The organism is Rhizobium sp. K102 (assembly GCF_022385315.1).
GTDB lineage: Bacteria > Pseudomonadota > Alphaproteobacteria > Rhizobiales > Rhizobiaceae > Rhizobium > Rhizobium croatiense.
This window is the reverse complement of the sequence record NZ_CP092436.1, coordinates 1,584,520-1,606,200: the sequence shown is the minus strand read 5'-3', so window position 1 is coordinate 1,606,200 and position 21,681 is coordinate 1,584,520. Positions and strand designations below refer to the sequence as shown.

General features: G+C 61.8%; 19 protein-coding genes. 17 read left to right on the top strand and 2 right to left on the bottom strand.

Annotated elements, in window-relative coordinates; translation table 11 throughout:
• Nucleotides 1-14 precede the first annotated feature (14 nt).
• From MHI61_RS13755 to lpxB, 16 genes are all read left to right on the top strand, one after another.
• Nucleotides 15-1,583, top strand: a complete 1,569-nt coding sequence (locus MHI61_RS13755; RefSeq protein WP_239792839.1) for a substrate-binding domain-containing protein — start codon at nucleotides 15-17, stop codon at nucleotides 1,581-1,583.
• 7 nt (nucleotides 1,584-1,590) lie between these two features.
• A complete protein-coding gene (locus tag MHI61_RS13750) occupies nucleotides 1,591-2,208 on the top strand; it encodes a 5-bromo-4-chloroindolyl phosphate hydrolysis family protein (RefSeq protein ID WP_239792418.1) in 618 nt (205 codons plus the stop codon).
• Nucleotides 2,208-3,314: a substrate-binding domain-containing protein gene (locus tag MHI61_RS13745; protein WP_239792417.1), complete on the top strand. Its 1,107-nt coding sequence runs from the start codon at nucleotides 2,208-2,210 to the stop codon at nucleotides 3,312-3,314. The genes MHI61_RS13750 and MHI61_RS13745 overlap by 1 nt, the downstream gene beginning before the upstream one ends.
• Nucleotides 3,315-3,547: 233 nt before the next feature.
• Nucleotides 3,548-4,315 carry a 30S ribosomal protein S2 gene (gene rpsB, locus MHI61_RS13740; protein ID WP_008526906.1) on the top strand — a complete coding sequence of 256 codons (768 nt, stop codon included), beginning with the start codon at nucleotides 3,548-3,550 and terminating at the stop codon, nucleotides 4,313-4,315.
• Nucleotides 4,316-4,556: 241 nt separating this feature from the next.
• Complete coding sequence (gene tsf, locus MHI61_RS13735; RefSeq protein WP_064683596.1) at nucleotides 4,557-5,483, top strand: translation elongation factor Ts; 927 nt, start codon at nucleotides 4,557-4,559, stop codon at nucleotides 5,481-5,483.
• Between the two features lie 96 nt (nucleotides 5,484-5,579).
• Nucleotides 5,580-6,302 carry a UMP kinase gene (gene pyrH / locus MHI61_RS13730; RefSeq protein WP_239792416.1) on the top strand — a complete coding sequence of 241 codons (723 nt, stop codon included), beginning with the start codon at nucleotides 5,580-5,582 and terminating at the stop codon, nucleotides 6,300-6,302.
• A 162-nt stretch (nucleotides 6,303-6,464) separates the two neighbouring features.
• Nucleotides 6,465-7,025: a ribosome recycling factor gene (gene frr, locus MHI61_RS13725; RefSeq protein WP_004678618.1), complete on the top strand. Its 561-nt coding sequence runs from the start codon at nucleotides 6,465-6,467 to the stop codon at nucleotides 7,023-7,025.
• 37 nt (nucleotides 7,026-7,062) lie between these two features.
• Entirely contained in the window at nucleotides 7,063-7,803 is a 741-nt protein-coding gene (locus MHI61_RS13720) for an isoprenyl transferase (RefSeq protein ID WP_239792415.1), read from the top strand.
• On the top strand, nucleotides 7,803-8,633 hold the full coding sequence (locus MHI61_RS13715; protein WP_239792414.1) for a phosphatidate cytidylyltransferase: 831 nt from the start codon (nucleotides 7,803-7,805) through the stop codon (nucleotides 8,631-8,633). Before MHI61_RS13720 ends, MHI61_RS13715 begins: the two co-directional genes overlap by 1 nt.
• A 28-nt stretch (nucleotides 8,634-8,661) precedes the next feature.
• Complete coding sequence (rseP, locus tag MHI61_RS13710) at nucleotides 8,662-9,795, top strand: RIP metalloprotease RseP (protein ID WP_239792413.1); 1,134 nt, start codon at nucleotides 8,662-8,664, stop codon at nucleotides 9,793-9,795.
• Between the two features lie 196 nt (nucleotides 9,796-9,991).
• Nucleotides 9,992-12,331: an outer membrane protein assembly factor BamA gene (gene bamA / locus MHI61_RS13705; RefSeq protein ID WP_239792412.1), complete on the top strand. Its 2,340-nt coding sequence runs from the start codon at nucleotides 9,992-9,994 to the stop codon at nucleotides 12,329-12,331.
• A 50-nt stretch (nucleotides 12,332-12,381) separates the two neighbouring features.
• Nucleotides 12,382-13,449, top strand: a complete 1,068-nt coding sequence (lpxD, locus tag MHI61_RS13700) for a UDP-3-O-(3-hydroxymyristoyl)glucosamine N-acyltransferase (protein ID WP_097607115.1) — start codon at nucleotides 12,382-12,384, stop codon at nucleotides 13,447-13,449.
• Nucleotides 13,442-13,909, top strand: coding sequence for a 3-hydroxyacyl-ACP dehydratase FabZ (gene fabZ, locus MHI61_RS13695; RefSeq protein WP_239792411.1), 468 nt, complete (start codon nucleotides 13,442-13,444; stop codon nucleotides 13,907-13,909). Before lpxD ends, fabZ begins: the two co-directional genes overlap by 8 nt.
• Complete coding sequence (gene lpxA / locus MHI61_RS13690) at nucleotides 13,906-14,724, top strand: acyl-ACP--UDP-N-acetylglucosamine O-acyltransferase (RefSeq protein WP_239792410.1); 819 nt, start codon at nucleotides 13,906-13,908, stop codon at nucleotides 14,722-14,724. The genes fabZ and lpxA overlap by 4 nt, the downstream gene beginning before the upstream one ends.
• A gap of 3 nt (nucleotides 14,725-14,727) precedes the next feature.
• On the top strand, nucleotides 14,728-15,609 hold the full coding sequence (locus tag MHI61_RS13685; protein ID WP_239792409.1) for an LpxI family protein: 882 nt from the start codon (nucleotides 14,728-14,730) through the stop codon (nucleotides 15,607-15,609).
• Nucleotides 15,606-16,775 (top strand): lipid-A-disaccharide synthase, encoded by a 1,170-nt coding sequence (lpxB, locus tag MHI61_RS13680; RefSeq protein ID WP_239792408.1) that lies wholly within the window; start codon nucleotides 15,606-15,608, stop codon nucleotides 16,773-16,775. The genes MHI61_RS13685 and lpxB overlap by 4 nt, the downstream gene beginning before the upstream one ends.
• 34 nt (nucleotides 16,776-16,809) lie before the next feature.
• Here the strand turns inward: lpxB and gltA are convergent, their stop codons facing one another.
• Nucleotides 16,810-18,099: a citrate synthase gene (gene gltA / locus MHI61_RS13675; RefSeq protein WP_008526864.1), complete on the bottom strand. Its 1,290-nt coding sequence runs from the start codon at nucleotides 18,097-18,099 to the stop codon at nucleotides 16,810-16,812.
• A 290-nt stretch (nucleotides 18,100-18,389) separates the two neighbouring features.
• On the opposite strand from gltA, the gene MHI61_RS13670 reads away from it, so the two are divergent.
• Nucleotides 18,390-20,822, top strand: a complete 2,433-nt coding sequence (locus tag MHI61_RS13670) for a ComEC/Rec2 family competence protein (protein ID WP_239792407.1) — start codon at nucleotides 18,390-18,392, stop codon at nucleotides 20,820-20,822.
• On the opposite strand, the gene lexA is transcribed toward MHI61_RS13670, so the two are convergent.
• Nucleotides 20,803-21,522 carry a transcriptional repressor LexA gene (gene lexA, locus MHI61_RS13665; RefSeq protein ID WP_239792406.1) on the bottom strand — a complete coding sequence of 240 codons (720 nt, stop codon included), beginning with the start codon at nucleotides 21,520-21,522 and terminating at the stop codon, nucleotides 20,803-20,805. The two genes, MHI61_RS13670 and lexA, sit on opposite strands and share 20 nt — an antisense overlap.
• Nucleotides 21,523-21,681: the final 159 nt, after the last annotated feature.

Here is a 21,681-nt window from a genome sequence, read left to right as displayed (position 1 = left end):
TCGACAGAACGACGATGCGAGCGCTGCTTTCAGGCCTGGCACTTCTTGCCGCCCTGGGCCTTACCGGCTGCAATCCCTTCGGCCAGGGGCCGGAGTTCTCAATCGTGTCGGGCTCGGAAAATACCGTCCTGCAGCCGATCGTCGAAGAGTTCTGCAAGCAGAAGAACGCCACCTGCACCTTCAAATATGAGGGCACGCTTGATATCGGCCTGGCGCTGCAGAGCGACCAGGGTGTTGCGCAGGATGCGGTCTGGCCGGCCTCCAGCGTCTGGGTCGACATGTTCGACACCCGGCGCCGGGTCAAGAGCCTGACCTCGATCGCCCAGACGCCGGTGGTATTGGGGGTGCGCAGGTCGAAGGCTGAGCAGCTCGGCTGGATCGGCAGGGACGTGTTCATGAAGGACATCCTGGCGGCGGTCGAGAGTGGATCGCTGAAGTTCCTGATGACCTCGGCGACACAATCCAATTCGGGCGCCAGCGCCTATCTCGCCATGCTGTCGAGCGCGCTCGGCAACAAGCCTGTGATCGAACCCGGCGATCTCGACGATAAAAACGTGCAGGACAGCGTCCGGTCGCTGCTTTCGGGTGTTGTGCGCTCGTCCGGCTCCTCCGGCTGGCTTGCCGATCTCTACGTCGATTCCGCCGGCAAGGGTACGCTCTACGACGCGATGTGGAATTACGAGGCGGTGCTGAAGGAAACCAACGACAAGCTCGCCACCCTGTCGCAGGAGCCGCTTTATGCGATCTACCCGGCCGATGGCGTGGCTATGGCGGATTCGCCGATCGGCTTCGTCGATCATGGCCGCGGGCCCGAAGTCCAGACATTCTTCAACGATCTGCTCGCCTATCTCCGCTCTGGCCCCGTGCAGCAGCGTATCGCCGATACCGGCCGGCGCATCCCGTTGACCGACGTGGCCGCCAAGCCGGAGCCGAACTGGAATTTCGATCCGACCCGGCTGGTGACGGCGATCCGTATGCCCGAGCCGGGCGTCATCCGCCAGGCGCTCACCCTCTATCAGGCGGCGTTGCGCAAACCGTCGCTGACGGCCCTCTGCCTCGATTTTTCCGGTTCGATGCAGGGTGACGGCGAGGACCAGCTGCAGAAGGCGATGCGTTTCCTCTTGACCCCCGACGAGGCGAGCAAGGTGCTGGTGCAATGGTCGCCGGCCGACCAGATCATCGTCATTCCCTTCGACGGCAGTGTACGCAACATTTTCATGGCGAGTGGAAACCCGCTGGAGCAGGAGGGACTGCTGAACGAGATTTCCAGGCAGAAGGCGGATGGCGGCACCAACATGTATGCCTGCGCCGAACGGGCTTTGCAGCAGATCGCCAGAACAGACAGGCTCTCGACTTATCTGCCGGCCATCGTCATCATGACCGACGGCAGGTCCGATGATCAAAGCCGGGCCTTCATGAGCGAGTGGAACGCAATCGAGCCGCGTGTACCGATCTTCGGCATCACATTCGGCGACGCCGACAAGACCCAGCTCGACGCCCTTGCCAAGCAGACCTCGGCGCGCGTATTCGATGGCGGTTCGGATCTTGCCACCGCCTTCCGCACCGCGCGCGGCTATAATTAGGACGAGCATGCGCAACTGGCTCGGCAATGACGGCAACTGGATCGCGGCGGGACTGGCCGCCGCAATCACCGTGCCGCTGTTGAGTTTTGCCGCCGGCATGCCCTTCTGGATTGCCACCATTATCGCCCTTTTGGTCTTTGCCGGGCTTGTCATTCTGCTGGCGCCGCGCCGGCTGTTCGAAGGTCTCGATTTCAAGCGCATCGGCAGCGGGCGCGTCGCCTTTGCCCGCGACCTCTTGGAGGCGGCCGTTCCCTTTGCTGAAAGGCTTGAGACCGCCGCCGATGCGATCGCCGACAAGCCAGCGGCGGCGGCCGTCCGGCACCTCGCCGAAATCGCCGCCGATGTCTTTCGCAAGGTCGAGGCCAAGCCCGAAAGCGCCAATGCGGTTCGCCGGTTTCTCTCCTATTATCTGCCGCGTGCGGCCGAAGTGGCGGAGGGGTTTGCCGTGATCGAAGCCAAGCGCGTTCCCGACCCGAAGCAGTTGGGGGAGGTGCGCGGCGTGCTGGTGAAGCTCGAAGAGGCCTTCGTTCACTATGCCGACAGCCTTGTCGACGAGGAACTCGGCACGCTCGACACCGATCTGCGCCTCATCCAGGCATCGCTCAAAGAGGATATTGGACGCTGATGGCTCTTTCTCGTCGCGCCTTTGGAGTGGGATTGCTCGGAGCCGGTGTTGCCGGCACCGGCGGTTATTTCGCCGTGCGGGACCGGCCGGAATTCCAGGGTCTACTGGGTAACCGCACGACGCTGTTCGGATTCGTCGGCGGCGAGAAAGAGCCTTTCCTGGCCGACCCCGATGTCATCAAGGCGCTTGGCTCATATGGGTTGACGATAGACAGCCGCGTTGCCGGCTCCGTCGAGATGGTGCGCGAACAGGCGCTGCTGTCGCAGCATCCGCAATTCCTCTGGCCGTCCTCCTCGATCATGGTCGATATCGCCAGGCAGAACGGGATCGGTATCCGCAACGACCGCGTAGTGCTGAATACGCCTGTCGTCGTCTATTCCTGGCAGCCGGTGGTCGACGGCCTGATGAAGGCCGGATTGGTGACGGCGACCAAGGACGGCCATCATCAGCTCGATCTGAAGGCGCTGCTTGATGCGATCCTTGCCGGCGCCGACTGGTCGAAGCTCGGCGTCAACTCGCTCTATGGCGGCGCCCGCATCGTCTCGACCGATCCCAACCGCTCCAACTCAGGCTTCATGTTCGCGGGCCTGGTGCTCAGCCTTTTCAGCGGCAATGTCGCGACATCGGCTGATCTCGCTGGGTTCGGCGGCAAGGTGCAGGCGATCTTCCGCAACATGGGCTTCAAATCGCCGTCGTCAGGCAAGCTTTTCGACCAGTATCTGGCCGGCGGCCTCGGCGGCGAGCCGATGATCGTCGGTTACGAGAATCAGCTGGTCGAGTGGATCCTCGCCGATCCCACACGCTGGGATCGCATCAGGTCGAGCGCGGGCGCAAAGCCGGTGGTGCTCTATCCGCGTCCGACCGTCTATTCCGCGCATCCGCTGATCGTCGTCGACGAAAATGCCAATCGGCTGATCGAGGCGCTGACCAGCCCGCGACTGCAGGAACTTGCCTGGACGAGACACGGCTTCCGCGGTCCCTTGGGCACCGCGACCGGCAATGCCGACAGCGCGATCGGCAGCCTGCTGCCGGCCGAGGTCGACGCCATTCTGCCGATGCCGGACGCCGGCGTCATGCTGTCGCTGCTGCCGACGCTGGCAAGCTAAGCGGCGACATCTAACGGGCAGGGCAGCCGCCCGGATGTTTGGCAGAATCCGTGTTTTTATGCCGAATGGAATGTTTTCCTTGCTTTTATGCCGAACCGAATGTATGGGCACCGGCATTCCACACGTAAGGCATGGGATCGTCCGGGAGAAATCCGGGCTGTTCCGCCGGTGGCATCCTCGAAGAGGGTGCTGTTCGTCTTGCGGAGGTTCAACCGGAAAAGGAGTAACAAGGCATGGCATTGCCTGATTTTTCTATGCGCCAGCTTCTTGAGGCAGGCGTCCACTTCGGCCACCAGACCCATCGCTGGAACCCGAAGATGAAGCCGTATATCTTCGGCGACCGCAACAACATCCACATCATCGATCTGGCCCAGACCGTTCCGATGCTGTCGCGCGCCCTTCAGGTCGTCAGCGACACCGTTGCTCGCGGCGGCCGCGTCCTCTTCGTCGGCACCAAGCGCCAGGCGTCCGAGATCATCGCGGACAGCGCCAAGCGCTCGGCCCAGTACTACGTCAACTCGCGCTGGCTCGGCGGCATGATGACGAACTGGAAGACGATCTCCAACTCGATCCAGCGCCTGCGCAAGCTCGATGAGATCCTCGGCGGCGAAGCCCAGGGCTTCACCAAGAAGGAACGCCTGAACCTCGAGCGCGAGCGTGAAAAGCTCGACAAGGCTCTCGGCGGTATCCGCGATATGGGCGGCACCCCCGACCTGATGTTCATCATCGACACCAACAAGGAAAAGATCGCGATCGACGAAGCCAAGCGCCTCGGCATCCCGGTTGTCGCCATCATCGACTCGAATTGCGATCCCGACCTGATCGACTATCCGATCCCGGGCAACGACGACGCATCGCGCGCAATCGCTCTTTACTGCGAGCTGATCTCCCGCGCTGCCATCGACGGCATCGCGCGTCAGCAGAGCTCTTCCGGCCGCGATCTCGGCGCATCCTCCGAAGTTCCGGTCGAGCCGGCTCTCGAAGAAGCAGCCGAAGGCTGATGAAAGCGGGCGGATCGGAAGTTCCGCCAAGGCTTGCATGGACTGGGGAAGGCCGCTCGCGAACTCATCGAAGTTCGGCGGCCTTGCCTGTTTCATGGCGAAGGCGTCAGATGCCTCGCCAGATAAGTTTCGTTATGGCGCGTCTTCATCACGCTGTCATACATACAGGTACATTTCGTGCCTCAATCCGGTGCCGCGCCGCGCTTTGCGGCCCACCGTTGGAACCGACAAGAGGAAGATAATGAGCGAGATTACGGCTGCAATGGTGAAGGAACTGCGCGAAAAGACCGGCGCGGGCATGATGGACTGCAAGAAGGCGCTTGCCGAAACCAATGGCGACATGGAAGCGGCGATCGACTGGCTGCGCGCCAAGGGCATCGCCAAGGCCGACAAGAAGTCCGGCCGTACCGCCGCCGAAGGCCTCATCGGCGTTTCGAGCGAAGGCACCAAGGCCGTCGTCGTCGAAGTCAACTCCGAAACCGACTTCGTCGCCCGTAACGACGCCTTCCAGGATCTCGTCCGTGGCATCGCCAAGGTCGCCGTCTCCACCAACGGCAGCGTCGAGGCCGTTGCGGCCGCGACCTATCCGGCATCAGGCAAGTCGGTTTCCGACACGATCAAGGATGCGATCGCAACGATCGGCGAGAACATGAACCTGCGCCGCTCGGTCGCTCTCTCCGTCGAGGACGGCGTTGTTGCCACCTATATCCACAATGCCGTTTCCGACGGTCTCGGCAAGCTCGGCGTTCTCGTCGCGCTGAAGTCGACCGGCGACAAGGAAGCCCTGAACGCAATCGGCCGCCAGGTCGCCATGCACATTGCCGCGACCGCACCGCTGGCGATCCGCCCCGAGGAAGTCGATGCCGCCGTCGCCGAGCGCGAGCGCAACGTCTTCATCGAGCAGTCCCGCGCCTCCGGCAAGCCGGACAACATCATCGAGAAGATGGTGGAAGGCCGCATGCGCAAGTTCTTCGAGGAAGTCGCCCTTCTCTCGCAGGCTTTCGTCATCAATCCTGATCTGACCGTCGCAGCCGCCATCAAGGAAGCTGAAAAGGCCGTCGGCGCTCCGATCGAAGTTGCCGGCATGGCCCGTCTTCTGCTCGGCGAAGGCGTCGAGAAGGAAGAAACCGATTTCGCAGCCGAAGTCGCGGCTGCCGTCAAGGGTTGATCTTCCAGCCATAATTCTGAAAACACGAAGGGCATCGCGTGACAACGCGGTGCCCTTCGTGTATCGGGCATTCACGGCAATTTACGAGGAGCCAAGATGTCTTTAGAGCCTGTCTATAAACGCGTTCTGCTCAAGGCTTCCGGCGAAGCGCTCATGGGTGCCCAGGGTTTCGGGATCGATGTCGCGGTGGCGGACCGCATCGCATCCGATATCGCCGACGCAAGGCATATGGGCGTGGAAGTCGGCGTCGTCGTCGGTGGCGGCAATATTTTCCGCGGCGTCGCTGTGGCATCCAAGGGTGGCGACCGGGTGACCGGCGACCATATGGGCATGCTCGGCACCATCATCAACGCGCTGGCGCTGGCGACCTCGCTGCGCAAGCTCAACATCGACACGGTGGTACTTTCGGCCATCTCCATGCCGGAGATCTGCGAGAGCTTTTCGCAGCGTGCGACCCTCTATCATCTGTCGATGGGACGCGTGGTGATCTTTGCCGGCGGCACCGGCAACCCCTTCTTCACCACCAATTCTGCCGCGGCACTGCGTGCCGCCGAAATGGGTGCGCAGGCGATCTTCAAGGGCACGCAGGTCGACGGCATCTATACCGCCGACCCGAAGAAATACCCCGACGCGACCCGCTTCGACCGGCTGACGCACCAGGAAGTACTGGACAGGGGGCTCGCGGTGATGGACGTTGCCGCCGTGGCGCTCGCCAGGGAGAATTCCATTCCGATCATCGTCTTCTCGATCCACGAGAAGGGTGGTTTTGCCGAAATCTTGACGGGCGGTGGCCTCAAGACCATCGTCTCCGACAACTGATACACGCTGCGCCGCCTTTGGGGGTGCAGGTCTCGCTAGAACATGATGATGTCGGGCCCGGTTGGCCTCAGATCTGAATTATGTTCGTATATTAGATAGTTAGAGCATGATGTCGTCGCCGCTGACACGTTTGGGCATCATGCTTTCGACGGGAGCATCGACATGAGTGAAGGTATCGATATCAAGGAACTGAAGCGCCGCATGGATGGCGCAGTTTCCGCATTCAAGAGCGACATCGCATCGCTGCGCACCGGCCGTGCCTCGGCCAACATCCTCGATCCGGTGACGATCGAGGCCTATGGTTCGCGCGTGCCGCTGAACCAGGTGGCCAACATCACCGTGCCCGAGCCGCGCATGTTGACGGTTTCCGTCTGGGACAAGTCGATGGTCAGTGCCGTTGAGCGCGGCATCCGCGAATCCAACCTCGGTCTCAACCCGATCGTCGACGGCCAGAGCCTGCGCATCCCGCTGCCGGAGTTGAACGAGGAGCGTCGCAAATCGCTCGTCAAGGTGGCTCACGACTATGCCGAAAAGAGCAAGGTCGCGATTCGCCATGTCCGCCGCGACGGCATGGACGGCCTCAAGAAAGCCGAAAAGGATGGCGTAATCGGCCAGGATGAGAGCCGTGCACAGTCGGAACGTGTACAGAAGATGACGGACGAGACGATTTCCGAAATCGACCGCTTGCTTGGCGAGAAGGAAAAGGAAATCATGCAGGTCTAGTGGATCTGTGCCTTTGCCTGGAAAGACCGGACGGGAAATGTCGGAATCTGTATTTTTGACTGTGCCAGAGCATGTTGCCATCATCATGGATGGCAATGGCCGCTGGGCCAAGCAGCGTGGCCTGCCGCGCACGATGGGCCATCGCAAGGGCGTCGAGGCTGTGCGCGAGACAGTGCGCGCCGCCGGCGCGGCCGGCATAAGATATCTGACCCTGTTTGCCTTCTCCTCGGAGAACTGGCGCCGCCCCGAGGCCGAAGTCTCCGATCTGCTGGGTCTGCTCAAGGCGTTCATCCGCCGTGACCTGGCCGAACTTCATCGCCAGAATGTGCGCATCAGGGTGATCGGCGATCGCCACAGCCTGCGCAGCGATATCCTCGGCCTGCTGCTCGAGGCGGAGGAGACGACCAAGGACAATACAGCGCTGACGCTGGTCATCGCCTTCAATTACGGCTCGCGCGATGAAATCTCCCGCGCCGTGGCGAGCCTGGCCAAGGACGTCGAGGCCGGTCGCCTGAGGGCGCAGGACATCACGCCCGCGCTGATCGACGCGCGTCTCGACACGGCGGGTATCCCCGATCCGGATCTCATCATCCGCACCAGCGGCGAGGAGCGGCTTTCCAATTTCCTGCTGTGGCAGGCCGCCTATTCGGAATTCATCTTCGTTCCGGAATATTGGCCGGATTTCAGCCCCGAAATCTTTCGCTCGGCGCTTGAAAAATTTGCTTCCCGCGACCGGCGCTTCGGCGGCCTGTCGCAGGCAGCCGCGGTTGGCACCTGATGCAGCAGGAACTGAAACTGCGCATCGCTTCAGGGCTGATTCTCGCAGTCATCGTTCTTGCAGCCACCTGGTATGGCGGCCTAGCCTTCCGCATCCTGGCGGCCGTGATCGGCCTGCTGATCTATTATGAATGGTCGAAAATATCAGGCGTCGCGCGTGACGGGGTTGCCAATGGCGTCGGCTGGATCGGCGAGGCGGCGATTGCTTTGCTGGTGCTTGTCGGCAATTTCGAATTCGCCGCCGGAATGCTGGCCGGCGTGACCGCCGTCGGCATCGCCCTGATCATCCTGCACGGCACCAGCCGCTGGTTCCCGGCGGGCCTGTTTTATGCCGGCGCCACCGGCGTGGTGCTCGCCGGGATCAGAGGCGACGATCGGCTGGGCCTTTATGCCATGCTCTTCGTCTTTGTCGTCGTCTGGGCAACCGATATCCTCGCCTATTTCGTCGGCAGGGCTCTTCGCGGACCGAAGCTTGCCCCGTCGATCTCGCCCGGAAAGACGTGGTCCGGCGCCATCGGCGGCGCCGTTTCGGCAGTCGCAGCCGGCGTGGTCCTCATGCATTTTCTTCTGCCGGGCGCGGAAGTTGCCGCCGCCGTCGTGGCGCTCGTTCTGTCGGTTTGCAGTCAGGCCGGCGACCTGTTCGAATCTTTCATCAAGCGAAAATTCGGGGTCAAGGATTCAAGCCACCTCATCCCGGGTCATGGCGGCGTCATGGATCGTGTCGACGGACTGATTTTCGCCTGTTTTTCGGCGTTCTTGCTTGCGGGGCTTTTTTCCCTGATAAAGGGGGGCGGGATGACGTCGCTCGGCGCGGCATTGTTCGGCCTTTGATGACGCGGCAGCCTGACGGAAGGAACTCATGGACGTGATGACAGGCCTATATGCATTTGTGATGGGGAACATCGTCACCTTCATCCTGGTGCTCTCGCTGCTCGTCTTTGTTCATGAGATGGGCCATTACCTCGTCGGGCGCTGGAGCGGCATCCGCATTCTTGCCTTTTCGGTCGGCTTCGGCCCGGAGATATTCGGCTTCACCGACCGCCATGGCACGCGCTGGAAGCTCTCGGTGATCCCGCTTGGCGGTTACGTCCAATTCTTCGGCGACGAGGATGTTTCGAGCAAGCCGGACAGCGACAGGCTTGCCGCCATGTCGGAGGAGGACAGGGAGCGCTCCTTTGCGGGAGCCAAGCTTTGGAAACGGGCGGCGACCGTTGCGGCAGGTCCGATCGCCAATTTCCTGTTGGCGATTGTGATCTTCGCTGTTCTCTTCACCGTCTATGGCCGCATGATCGCTGACCCGGTCGTTGCCGAGGTCAAGCCGGAGAGCTCGGCCGCCGTCGCCGGGATTCTTCCCGGCGATCTCTTGATTGCCATCGACGGCGACAAGGTCGAGACCTTCGATGAGGTGCGCCGCTATGTCGCCATGCGTCCGAGCCAAAGGATCGTCGTCACGATCGAGCGCGGCGGCCAAAAGCTCGATGTGCCGATGGTGCCGCAACGCACCGACACGACCGACCAGTTCGGCAATAAGATTGAACTCGGCCAGATCGGCATCATCACCAACAAGGAGGCCGGTAATTTCCGCTTGCGGACCTACGCCCCGCTTGAGGCGGTGCGGGAAGGGGTGATCGAAAGCGCAGGCATCGTCACCGGCACCTTCAAATATATCGGAAATATCTTCGCGGGATCGATGCGGGCCGATCAATTGGGCGGTCCGATCCGTGTGGCGCAAGCTTCCGGACAGATGGCAAGCCTTGGTCTCGGCGCGGTGCTGCAGCTTGCTGCGACACTTTCAGTTTCGATAGGATTGCTTAACCTGATGCCGGTTCCGGTACTTGATGGCGGCCACCTGATGCTCTATGCGGTGGAGGCGGTGCGGGGCAAACCCTTGGGGCCTAAGGCTCACGAAATTGCGTTTCGCATCGGCTTGGCAATGATACTGACATTGATGGTTTTTACGACCTGGAACGACATAAGCCTGAGCTCAGGGTAAACGCGCAAGGTAAGGGAATTACTATTTATTTACGATGTTTCAAGGCTGTAGTGGCGAATGGGTCACGCTTCGAAATGAAGTAAACAGAAATTAACGCCCTCCCTTGCTTGTATGTCAAAAGCGGGTAAAACGACACACGTGACCGGAATCGGGTTCTCCCGGGGACGGGGACGAGGGAAAAAAGGTAATAGGTGAAATGAAGGCTGGTTCAAAGTTTTTGAACGCAGTATCGGCGGTTGCGCTGTCTGCTAGTGTTGTTGCTTCGGGCGCAGGCGCTTTGACGTTCGTTTCCGCTACGGCCGCCGAGGCCGCGGTTATCCAGCGCATCGATGTGCGCGGCGCCAGCCGCGTCGGCGCGGAAGCTGTCCGGTCGAACCTGACCATCACGCCCGGAAAGAGTTTTTCGAACACTGACATCGATGACTCGGTCAAGCAGCTCTACGGCACCGGTTACTTCTCCGACGTCAAGATTTCGGTCTCCGGCGGCACGCTTGTCGTCAATGTCCAGGAGGCCCAGCTCGTTAATCAGGTCGTCTTCAACGGCAACCGCAAGATCAAGGACGACAAGCTCGCGACGATCGTGCAGACCCATGCTGCCGGTCCTTACAGCGACACTCAGATCCAGTCCGACATCCAGGCGATCAAGGATGCCTACGCCGCCACCGGCCGCAGCGAAGTCGAAGTGACGACGCAGGTGGTGCCGCTCGGCGAAGGTCGCGTCAATCTCGCCTTCGTCATCAACGAAGGCGATCGCACCAAGATCGATTCGATCAATTTCGTCGGCAACAATGCCTACAGCGCCGGCCGTCTGGCTGCCGTCATCAATACCAAGCGTTCGAACTTCCTTTCGTTCCTGACCCGCAAGGACGTCTATAACGAAGACAAGCTTCACGCGGACGAAGAAGCGCTGCGCCAGTTCTATTACAACCGCGGCTATGCCGATATGCGCATTGTCTCTTCCGATGCGAGCTTCGACGAGGCAACCAACAAGTACACGCTCACCTTCAACATCGAGGAAGGTCAGCGTTACGACTTCGGGCCGGTGACCGTCCAGTCGACGGTCGAAGGCGTCGGCTCGGATCAGCTGCTGCCGCTGGTGCGCACCAAGGAGGGCCAGGTCTACAGCGCCAAGGAAGTGCAGAAGTCGATCGAGGCGATCTCCGATCAGGTGGCCTCTGCCGGTTATCCTTTTGCGCGCGTCACGCCGCGCGGCAACCGCGACCTCAACAACAATACGATCGGTGTCGAATATCTGGTCGACCAGGGCGAGCGCGCCTATGTCGAGCGCATCGAAATCCGTGGCAACAGCCGCACGCGCGATTACGTCATCCGCCGCGAATTCGACATGAGCGAAGGCGACGCCTTCAATCAGCAGATGATCACCAAGGCCAAGCGCCGCCTCGAAGCGCTCGGCTATTTCTCCTCCGTCAATATTTCCACCCAGCCGGGCAGCTCGCCGGATCGCGTCGTGGTGGTTGTCGACGTGCAGGATCAGTCCACTGGTTCGTTCGGCGTCGGTGCGGGTTATGCAGCCGGCGGTGACGGCCTGCTGCTCGAAGCGTCGATCGAAGAGAAGAACTTCCTCGGCCGCGGCCAGTACATCCGCATCTCGGCCGGCGGCGGTCAGGAAGGTTCGCGCGCCTACGGCGTCAGCTTCACCGAGCCCTATTTCCTCGGCTATCGTCTGGCGGCGGGCTTCGACGTCAACCACAGCGAGACGTCGAGCAATGATAACTACGATTACGAGGAAACCAGCGTCGTCCTGCGCGTCACCGCGCCGATCACCGAGGATCTGGCGACGACCTTCCGTTATAACTACAAGCAGATGAAGTATGACGCTGACAACAGCGATCTTTCCGATCTGTCGGCTCCGTATCAGCACCTCGTCGAGGACAGCCCGTGGACGCGGTCTTCCATCTCGCAGACGCTGACCTACAACACGCTCGACGACACGGTGCTGCCGCGCGAAGGCATCTACGCGACGGCGACGCAGGAAATTGCCGGTCTCGGCGGCGACTCGCAGTTCTACAAGATCTACGGCAAGGCCCGTTACTACCACCTGCTCGCTGACGATGCCGATATCATCGGCTCGGTTTCGGCCTCGGCTGGTTACGTCGTCGGCTTCGGCGAGCACCTGAACGTCTTCGACCAGTTCACGCTGACCAACAGCGACATTCGCGGTTTCGAAAACAAGGGCATCGGCCCGCGCGTTGCCGGCACCAACGACGATCCGCTGGGCGGTACGACGTATTTCACCGCGTCGGCCGAAGCAACCTTCCCGATGCCGGGCTTCCCGCGTGACTTCAATCTGCGCGGCGCGGTCTTCGCCGACGCGGGCACGTTGTTCGGCAACGACGTCGACCTCAGGGGCGACGGCATCGAGGGTGAAGACGCCTCGCTGCGCGCTTCCGTCGGTGTCGGCGTCGTCTGGCAGTCTCCTTTCGGTTCATTGCGTCTGGATTACGCAATTCCGGTCCTCAAGGAAGACTTCGACAAGACGCAGAACTTCAAGTTTGGCATCAACAACCAATTCTGATATCGGCAGTCCGGAACTGTAAGACTCAATTCCGTTCTGGAGCATTGCCGATGGAGCAAAACGTTTTTTTTCTGCCCCATGAAGGTCTGAAGCTCGCTGAGCTGGCAGAGTTTCTTGGGGCGGAACTCGCCAATTCCGATCATGCCGACATCATCGTCCGCTCCGTCGCTCCCATCAACCGGGCGCGGGCGGGCGACGTCTGTTATATCCTATCGCGCCGCAGCCGGGATGAGCTGCTGACCTGCCAGGCTTCGGCGGTGATCTGCGACAAGGCGCTCGCCGACCTCGTACCTCAGCATATCCCGATCATCCTGTCGTCCAATCCGCATGCGGCTTTCGCCATGGCAGGCGGCCTGTTCTACCCGGCGGCACTGCGCCCGGTCACCATTTCGCCGGGTGAAGGTGAGATCGCCCCGAGCGCGGTGATCGATCCGAGCGCCAAGCTGGAAAAAGGCGTGATCGTCGAGCCGCTGGCGGTAATCGGCGCGCATGCCGAAATCGGCGAGGGCACCCGCATCGGCGCGCACAGCATCATCGGTCCAGGCGTCAAGATCGGCCGGGATTGTTCGATTGCTGCCGGCGCCAGCATTCTCTGCGCGCTGATCGGCAACGGCGTCATCATCCACAACGGCGTTCGCATCGGCCAGGATGGTTTCGGGTATGCGCCGGGTCCGCGCGGCATGATCAAGATTGTCCAGATCGGCCGGGTGATCATCCAGGACAATGTCGAGATAGGCGCCAATACCACGATCGACCGCGGCGCCATGGATGATACGGTGATCGGCGAGGGGACGAAGATCGACAACCAGGTCCAGATCGGCCACAACGTCCAGATGGGCCGCCATTGCGCCATTGTCGCGCAGGTCGGCATTGCCGGCAGCACGAAGATCGGCAACGGCGTGCAGATCGGCGGCCAGGCCGGCATCAAGGGCCATGTGACGATCGGCGACGGCGTGCAGATCGCCGCCAAAAGCGGTATCATGACCGATCTTGCCGCCGGCGGGCAATATGGCGGCGTACCGGCTCGTCCGCTGAAAGACTATCTGAGAGAGGCGGCGCAACAAGTGTCGAAGTCCAAGTTGCGCGGGCGGAACCCTGGAGGCAAGGAAAATGACTGAGGAAGCCACGACGACGCTTTCTTCGGCTGACATCATCGAGATCATGAAGCTGTTGCCGCATCGCTATCCGTTTCTGATGGTCGACAAGATCATCGAGATCGATGGCGACAACGCGGCGATCGGCATCAAGAATGTCACGGTGAACGAGCCGCATTTCACCGGCCATTTTCCGGAGTCGCCGATCATGCCGGGTGTGCTGCTGATCGAGGGCATGGCGCAGACGGCGGGTGCGATCTGCGCTAAGAAGGAAGGCCAGCCGGGCAACCTTGTCTACTTCATGACCATTGAGAATGCGCGTTTCCGCAAGCCGGTTGTGCCGGGCGATCGCGTCGAATTCCACGTCAAGAAGCACAAGCAGCGCGGCAATATCTGGAAGTTTCACTGCGACGCCAAGGTGGACGGCGGGCTTGTGGCCGAGGCCGATATCGGCGCGATGATCGTTCGTAAGGATCAGGCATGAGCACGATTGCCGAAAGCGCCCGCATTCACCCGATGGCCGTCGTCGAAGACGGAGCCACGATCGGTGAGGGCGTCAAGATCGGTCCCTTCTGCCATGTCGGGCAGCACGTCGTCCTGCATGACAATGTCGAGCTCCTGGCGCATGCGATCGTCACTGGCCGCACCGTGATCGGCAAGGGCACGCGCATCTTCCCGATGGCGGTCGTCGGCGGCGATCCGCAGAGCGTGCATCACGCCGGCGAAGAGACGACGCTTTCAGTCGGCGCCAACTGCACGATCCGTGAAGGCGTGACGATGAACACCGGCACCGCCGATTTCGGCGGCCAGACGATCGTCGGCGACAACAATTTGTTCCTGGCCAATTCGCATGTGGCGCATGACTGCCGGGTCGGCAACCACGTGATCATGTCGAACAACGTCATGCTCGCCGGCCACGTCGTCATCGAGGATCGCGTCATTCTCGGCGGCGGCTCGGCCGTTCATCAGTTCACCCGCGTCGGCCGTCAGGCCTTCGTCGGCGGGCTGTCGGCAGTGAGTTACGACGTCATTCCCTACGGCATGCTGAACGGTAATCCCGGTCTGCTGGGCGGCCTCAATGTCGTCGGCATGACGCGCGCCGGCATCGACCGCGCCGTGATCCACAGGGTGCGCCGCGCCTACAAGGCGATCTTCGAGGGAACGGCCTCCGTGCGCGAGAACGCCGCGGCCATCCGCGAGGAATATGCCGATTGCGCAGAGGTGATGCAGATCCTGGATTTCATCGCCGCCGATAGCGACCGCGCCCTGTCCTCGCCGACCCGAGGTCAGAAGGGCTAGCCCGTGGCTTTATCAGGCGACACCGCGGCGGGCCGGCTGGCGATCATCGCCGGCGGCGGCCTTCTGCCTTCCTACGTCGCGGAAGCCGCACGCGCAGCAGGCGAAAATCCTGTTATCGTCGCCCTCAAGGACGAAAGCGACCGGCGTTGGGAAGGCTACGACCACGCCATTGTCGGCATCGGCGATTTCGCCGCCCTCGATAGTCTTCTCAACCGTTATGGCATCGGCCGCGTGGTGATGTCTGGCAGCGTGCGCCGCCGGCCGGAATGGCGTGAGGTGCGCCCGACGCTGCGCATTCTGATGAAGGTGCCGGCCGCGATCCGCACCCTGCTCTCCGGCGGCGACGATACGGTCCTGCAGATGGTGATCCGGCTGATCGAGGGAAATGGCCGGCGCGTCGTCGGCGCTCATGAGATCGCTCCCGACCTGCTGGCTTCCGTCGGTCCGCTTGGCGCCGTGGCACCCGGCGATGAAGATCAGCGCGATATCAGCCGTGCTGCCGAAGCCGCCGAGACGCTCGGCCGGCTGGATATTGGGCAGGGCGCCGTCAGCATCGGCGGGCGGGTTGTCGCGCTGGAAGGCCTTGAGGGCACCGATGAGATGCTCGACCGCGTCGCCGGCCTCAGAGCCGCCGGCCGCATCTCGACGCGCCGCCGCGGCGTGCTCGTCAAGCTCTGCAAGCCGCAGCAGGACATTCGCGCCGACCTACCGGCGATCGGCGTTTCCACGGTGCTGAACGCCGGTAAAGCCGGCCTTGCCGGTATCGCCGTCGAAGCCGGCCGCTCGCTGGTGCTCGATCGTGCTGCCGTCATCCGCGCCGCCGACGAGGCGGGGCTTTTCGTCTGCGGCATTGATCGCGGCCTGCCGGAATGGGGGCTGGAATGACCGGCGCGCCGCTGAAGATTGCCGTCATTGCCGGTGAGGTGTCGGGCGATCTCCTCGGCGCCGACCTCATCGCCGCGCTGAAGCGGATCCATGGCGGACCGGTGGAACTTGTCGGTGTCGGCGGCGAGGGTCTGCAGGCGGAGGGCTTGCGATCCCTGTTCGATTTTTCCGAACTGTCGATCATGGGAATCACCCAGGTGCTGAGCCGGCTGCCGAAGCTGTTTGGCCTGATCCGCCGGACAACGGCTGAAATCATCGCCGCAAGGCCTGACATCCTGCTCATCATCGACAGCCCGGATTTCACCCATCGCGTGGCAAAGCGCGTCCGCACGGCGCTGCCGGATTTGCCTGTCGTCGATTATGTCTGCCCGAGCGTCTGGGCCTGGAAGGAATATCGCGCCAACCGCATGCTTGCCTATGTCGATCACGTGCTCGCTGTCCTGCCTTTCGAACCGGCGACGATGCAGCGCCTCAACGGCCCGGCAACGACCTATGTGGGGCATCGCCTGACCGCCGACCCTGCGCTCCTGGAGACCCGACGCCTGCGCGCGGGAAGACGGCCCGGCAACGGCACAATCCTGCTTCTGCCCGGCTCACGCTCCTCGGAAATCCAGAAGCTTCTGCCGCATTTCGAGGTGGCGGCGAGCGAACTTGTCGCCCGCAACGGGCCGATGCGCTTTATCCTGCCGACGATGCGACACAAGGAAGGGCTTGTGCGCGAATTGACGGCGAAATGGGCGATAACGCCGGAGATCGTAGTCGGCGCGGAAGCAAAGTGGAAGGCTTTCGTCGAAGCCGACGCTGCCATGGCGGCATCCGGAACCGTTATTCTCGAGCTGGCGCTCGCCGACGTTCCCGTCGTCTCCGCCTATAAGGTCGACTGGATCATGCGGCTGCTGACATCGGGTATCAAGACCTGGACAGGGGCGCTGCCAAACCTGATTGCCGATTACGCGGTTGTGCCGGAATATCTGAACGATATCGTTCGTGGGGCAAGTCTCGCACGCTGGATGGAAAGGCTGTCGGCCGACACCTACCAGTTGAGGGCGATGAAGGAAGGCTATGAGCTGATCTGGCAGCGCATGCAGACCGAAAAGCCGCCGGGCGAATATGCTGCCGAAATCCTTCTCGAGGTGCTGAAAAAGAAAAAACCCGGTCGTTTCTGACCGGGTTTTCGTTTGAGCCGATTGGTCCGCGCGATCAGCGCTTCGAAACCGGGATGTAGTCGCGCTTAGGTTCGCCGACATAGAGCTGGCGCGGACGGCCGATGCGCTGTTCCGGATCCTCGATCATCTCATTCCACTGCGCGATCCAGCCGACGGTGCGGGCGAGCGCGAAGAGCACGGTGAACATGGTCGTGGGGAAGCCCAGCGCCTTCAGCGTGATGCCGGAATAGAAGTCGATGTTCGGATAGAGCTTCTTCTCGATGAAATATTCGTCGGTGAGCGCGATGCGCTCGAGCTCCATCGCCACTTCGAGCAGCGGATCGTCCTTGATGCCAAGTTCGCCGAGCACTTCATGCGTCGTCTTCTGCATGATCTTGGCACGCGGATCGTAGTTCTTGTAGACGCGGTGGCCGAAGCCCATCAGGCGGAACGGATCGTTCTTGTCCTTGGCGCGGGCGATATATTCCGGAATGTGATCGACAGTGCCGATCTCGTTCAGCATGTTGAGTGCTGCTTCGTTGGCGCCGCCATGCGCGGGGCCCCACAGGCAGGCGATGCCGGCCGCGATGCAGGCGAAGGGGTTAGCGCCCGACGAACCGGCGAGACGGACGGTCGAGGTCGAGGCGTTCTGCTCGTGATCGGCATGCAGGATGAAGATGCGGTCCATGGCGCGGGCAAGCACCGGGTTGACCACATATTCCTCGCACGGAACGGCAAAGCACATGCGCAGGAAGTTCGACGCATAGTCGAGGTCGTTTTTCGGGTAAACGAAGGGTTGGCCGATATGGTACTTATAAGCCATGGCGGCCAGCGTCGGCATCTTGGCGATCATCCGCAGGCTGGCGACCATGCGCTGGTGCGGATCGGTGATGTCGGTCGAGTCGTGATAGAAGGCAGAAAGCGCGCCGACGCAGCCGCACATGACGGCCATCGGATGCGCATCGCGGCGGAAGCCGGTGAAGAAGCGGCTCATCTGCTCATGCACCATGGTGTGATGCGTGACGCGATAGTCGAAGTCCTTCTTCTGCGCTGCCGTCGGCAGTTCGCCGTAAAGCAGGAGGTAGCAGACCTCGAGGAAGTCCCCATGTTCGGCGAGCTGCTCGATCGGGTAGCCGCGGTGCAGCAGAACGCCCTCATCGCCATCGATGTAGGTGATTTTGGATTCACAGGATGCGGTCGAGGTGAAACCCGGATCGTACGTGAAGGAGGCGGTGTTCTTGTAGAGAGCACCGATATCGATGACGCTCGGGCCGATCGTGCCGCTTTTGACGGCGAGGTCGACTGATTTATCACCGATTTTTATTGTTGCGCTTTGATCCGTCATGCTGATCCTCCGAAATGTCGGTGGCGCCACAAAAGCGCCATAGGGGTTAAGCGTCCTTTGCGATAGCTATATGATCGCGAGGCTAATGCCAAGTTACCGTGACGCCATTTTGTGCATTGCGGCATCACCTTTTAGGCACTGCAGCGATGAGCAGCACGCATAGCGGAAGCCGATGATTCGACTGATCTTTTCGCGCTCGCAATTTTCGACCGTATTTCAATCGATTATTCTTGCCGGATGAGCTCGGAGGTTGCATTCTGGACCCAGGGTAAGGTCATATCGGGCGGCGCATGCAGGAATTGACGACAGTCGAATTGCGGCCGCAAGCAGGCGTCGGCCTTGCCGATCCCGTCGCGTTTCCGGCTCCTGCCGTGGGATCGCGGCCGGTAACAACGCAGTCTGCGATGCCATTGCACCACCGGCTAACGACCGCGGTCGCACAATTGCTGCGCGCTGGCGGCCGTTTGCTCAGCGAGGAGGCCGATCACGGCCGCCTGCTCCTGTTCTCGCCGGTCTTCCTCGGCGCCGGCGCGGCATTCTGGTTTCTTGCTGCAACGGATTTTCCGCTCCTTCCATCGTTGCTCTGCCTGTCGGTGCTGATGTTTGCGGTGCTCGTCGCCGGCCGCAGCCGGCCGGTCTTGTGGGCAACGCTTATGGCGCTTGCCCTCGTGGTATGCGGCATGCTCTGCGCGCAGCTCGAAAGCTGGCGGGCCTCGACCGTCATCCTCGATTCATCAGTGACGACGACGGTGACCGGCCGCGTCGAGCGGCGCGAAGGCGACGATCGCGGGCGGTGGCGCTATGTTCTTGCCGTCACCGGCACCGAGGCGCCACAGGTGAAACGGCCGCCGAGGCGCATAACCGTGATCGCCCGCGGCGCCGATGCGCCCTTCGAGATCGGTGACGTCATCACCGGCCGAGCACGGTTGACGCCGCCGGCGGGGCCGGCGCTTCCCGCGCTCAACGACTTTTCCTTCGGTGCCTATTTCGATGGCATCGGGGCCAACGGCTTCTTCTACGGTGCGCCTGAGAAAGTCGACTCGCAGGCCGGCCCGCAGCCTGCGAGATCGACGTCCGAAGCTCTGCTCGAATGGCTTTACCAGTTGCGCAGCGGCATCGGCGATCGCATACGCTCGATTCTGCCCGGCGACACGGGCGCTTTTGCCGCTGCTCTGGTGACCGACGAGCGGCGCGCCATCTCGAAGGAAACGACGGAGGCGCTGCGCCAGTCCGGCCTTGCTCATATCGTGGCGATCTCGGGCCTTAACATGGCGTTGTCAGCCGGCATCTTCTTCGTCGGTTTTCGAATGCTGCTCAGCCTCGTTCCCGGTGTCGCTCAAGCCTATCCGACAAAGAAGATCGCTGCTGCCGGCGCACTCGTCGCCGTCACAGCCTACTTCCTGATCTCAGGATTCGGGGTTTCGGCCGAACGCGCCTTCATTATGATGGCGATCATGCTGATTGCCGTCTTCTTCGACCGGCCGTCGATCAGCCTACGCAATGTCGTTCTCTCGGCGCTCATCATCATCGCCATTTCACCCTCCGAAGTCTTGGGTCCGAGCTTCCAGATGTCCTTTGCCGCGACTTTGGCACTGGTATCGGGCTATCAGCTGTGGAAGGACCGGCGCGTCCGGGAGAACGCGTTGCTGAAGCTGCCGGTGCTGCGGCCGGTCGTGGCGGTCGCCGGTTTCTTCGGCGGCGTCTTCCTGACCTCGCTGATCGGCGGATTTTCCACGGCGCTGTTTGCGGTCGAGCATTTTCATCGCCTGACCGCTTATGGCCTGCCGGCAAACCTTGCGACAATGCCGATCATCTCCTTCATCGTCATGCCGGCCGGACTGCTGGCGATGTTGCTCATGCCGTTCGGTCTGGACGCTCCGCTCTGGAAGGTGGTCGGCTTCGGCCTCGATCTGGTGATTGCGGTCGCCAAGACGGTGTCCGGCTGGGGCGGCGATATCGACCTCGGCCGCTTGCCCGCCTGGTATTTCGCGGTCGCCGTGGCAGGCTTTCTGCTGCTGACGCTGCTCCGCACCCGGTTGCGCCATGCCGGCACATCGATCCTCGCCGTCTCGACGCTCATCGTGCTCACTCTGCCGGGGTCCCGGCCACCGGATCTGGTAATATCCGAGGATGGTGGTCTGGTCGCGCTTGTCGCGACGGCGGCACTGGCTTCCAACCGCGAAAATCCGCCGGATTTCATCTTCGGCCAGTGGCAGAGAGCGCTGGTCCTGCCGGCGCACTACCCGCCGAAGATTCTGGATGGCCCTGCCATCCCGCCACCGGGTGAGGACCGCCGCGTCAGGCTGTCCCGCGACCAGCAGAATGACGCGAGGACGGCAATGGTGGCCGCTGCAGCCGGCGGTGAGGTAAATCGATTTTCCTGCGTCAAGAAGGCCTGGTGCATAGCCAGGCTCGGCAATGGCCATGTCGTCGCCGTCATCGACAATGCCGCCTATCTCGGCCCGGCCTGCGACGCCGGCGAGATTGTCGTGACCGCGGTGCGCCTGCGTTTCGACCGCTGCCGCTCGGGTGCGACGCTATTCACCGGCGAGACGCTGCGCAGGACCGGTTCCGTCGAACTGCGTTTTGCGCAGACGGGATTCGAGGTCGCAACCGCATTCGATGTTTTGTCGCGTCCATGGATGCGCCATCGCGCCTATGATTGGCGCAAAGACAGTTTTACCGAATCCGGCCCGTCCGCTGTCAGTGATAACGGCGAATGAGGCCGACCAGCTTGCCCTGCACCTTGACCCGGTCAGGCCCGAAAATACGGGTCTCGTAAGCCGGGTTGGCGGCTTCGAGGGCGATCGAGGCACCTTTGCGGCGAAAGCGCTTGAGCGTCGCTTCCTCGTCGTCCACCAGCGCAACGACGATATCGCCGGGACTTGCGGTGCTGCCGTTGCGGATAATCACCGTGTCGCCGTCGAAGATTCCGGCGTCGATCATCGAATCGCCCTTGACCTCCAGCGCATAATGCTCGCCCGAGCCGAGCATATCCGCGGGAACGACGATGTCGTGCGTGTTGTTCTGGATCGCCGAGATCGGAACGCCGGCGGCGATCCGGCCCATGACTGGCACGGACACAGTGTTGCCGTTGTCGGCGATCGGCTTTGCGGGGGCGGGGGCGGCGACCGGCTGGGGCTTGCCGAGGCTGCCTTCAATAACGCTCGGTGAAAAACCGCGGCGCGGCTGAAGACTGGGGCTATAGGCCTCCGGCAGCTTGATCACTTCCAGGGCCCGGGCCCGGTTCGGTAGGCGGCGAATGAAACCACGTTCCTCCAGCGCCGTGATCAGGCGATGAATGCCGGATTTCGAGGCGAGATCCAGGGCATCCTTCATCTCGTCGAAAGAGGGCGGAACGCCGGATTCCTTCATGCGCTCATGAATGAAAAGGAGAAGCTCCTGTTGTTTGCGCGTGAGCATCGACGTCAGACCCCGTGATTGAAACAAATCCAGAACGGACACTATATGTTCCATATGTGTTCCGCAAGTAGCTAAATTTCCGTAAAACTTCGCACCAACTCGTCGAGATTTTTATTTTCATTCGCCGGATTGGCGCACATGTCTTGCATTGGGGTGGTG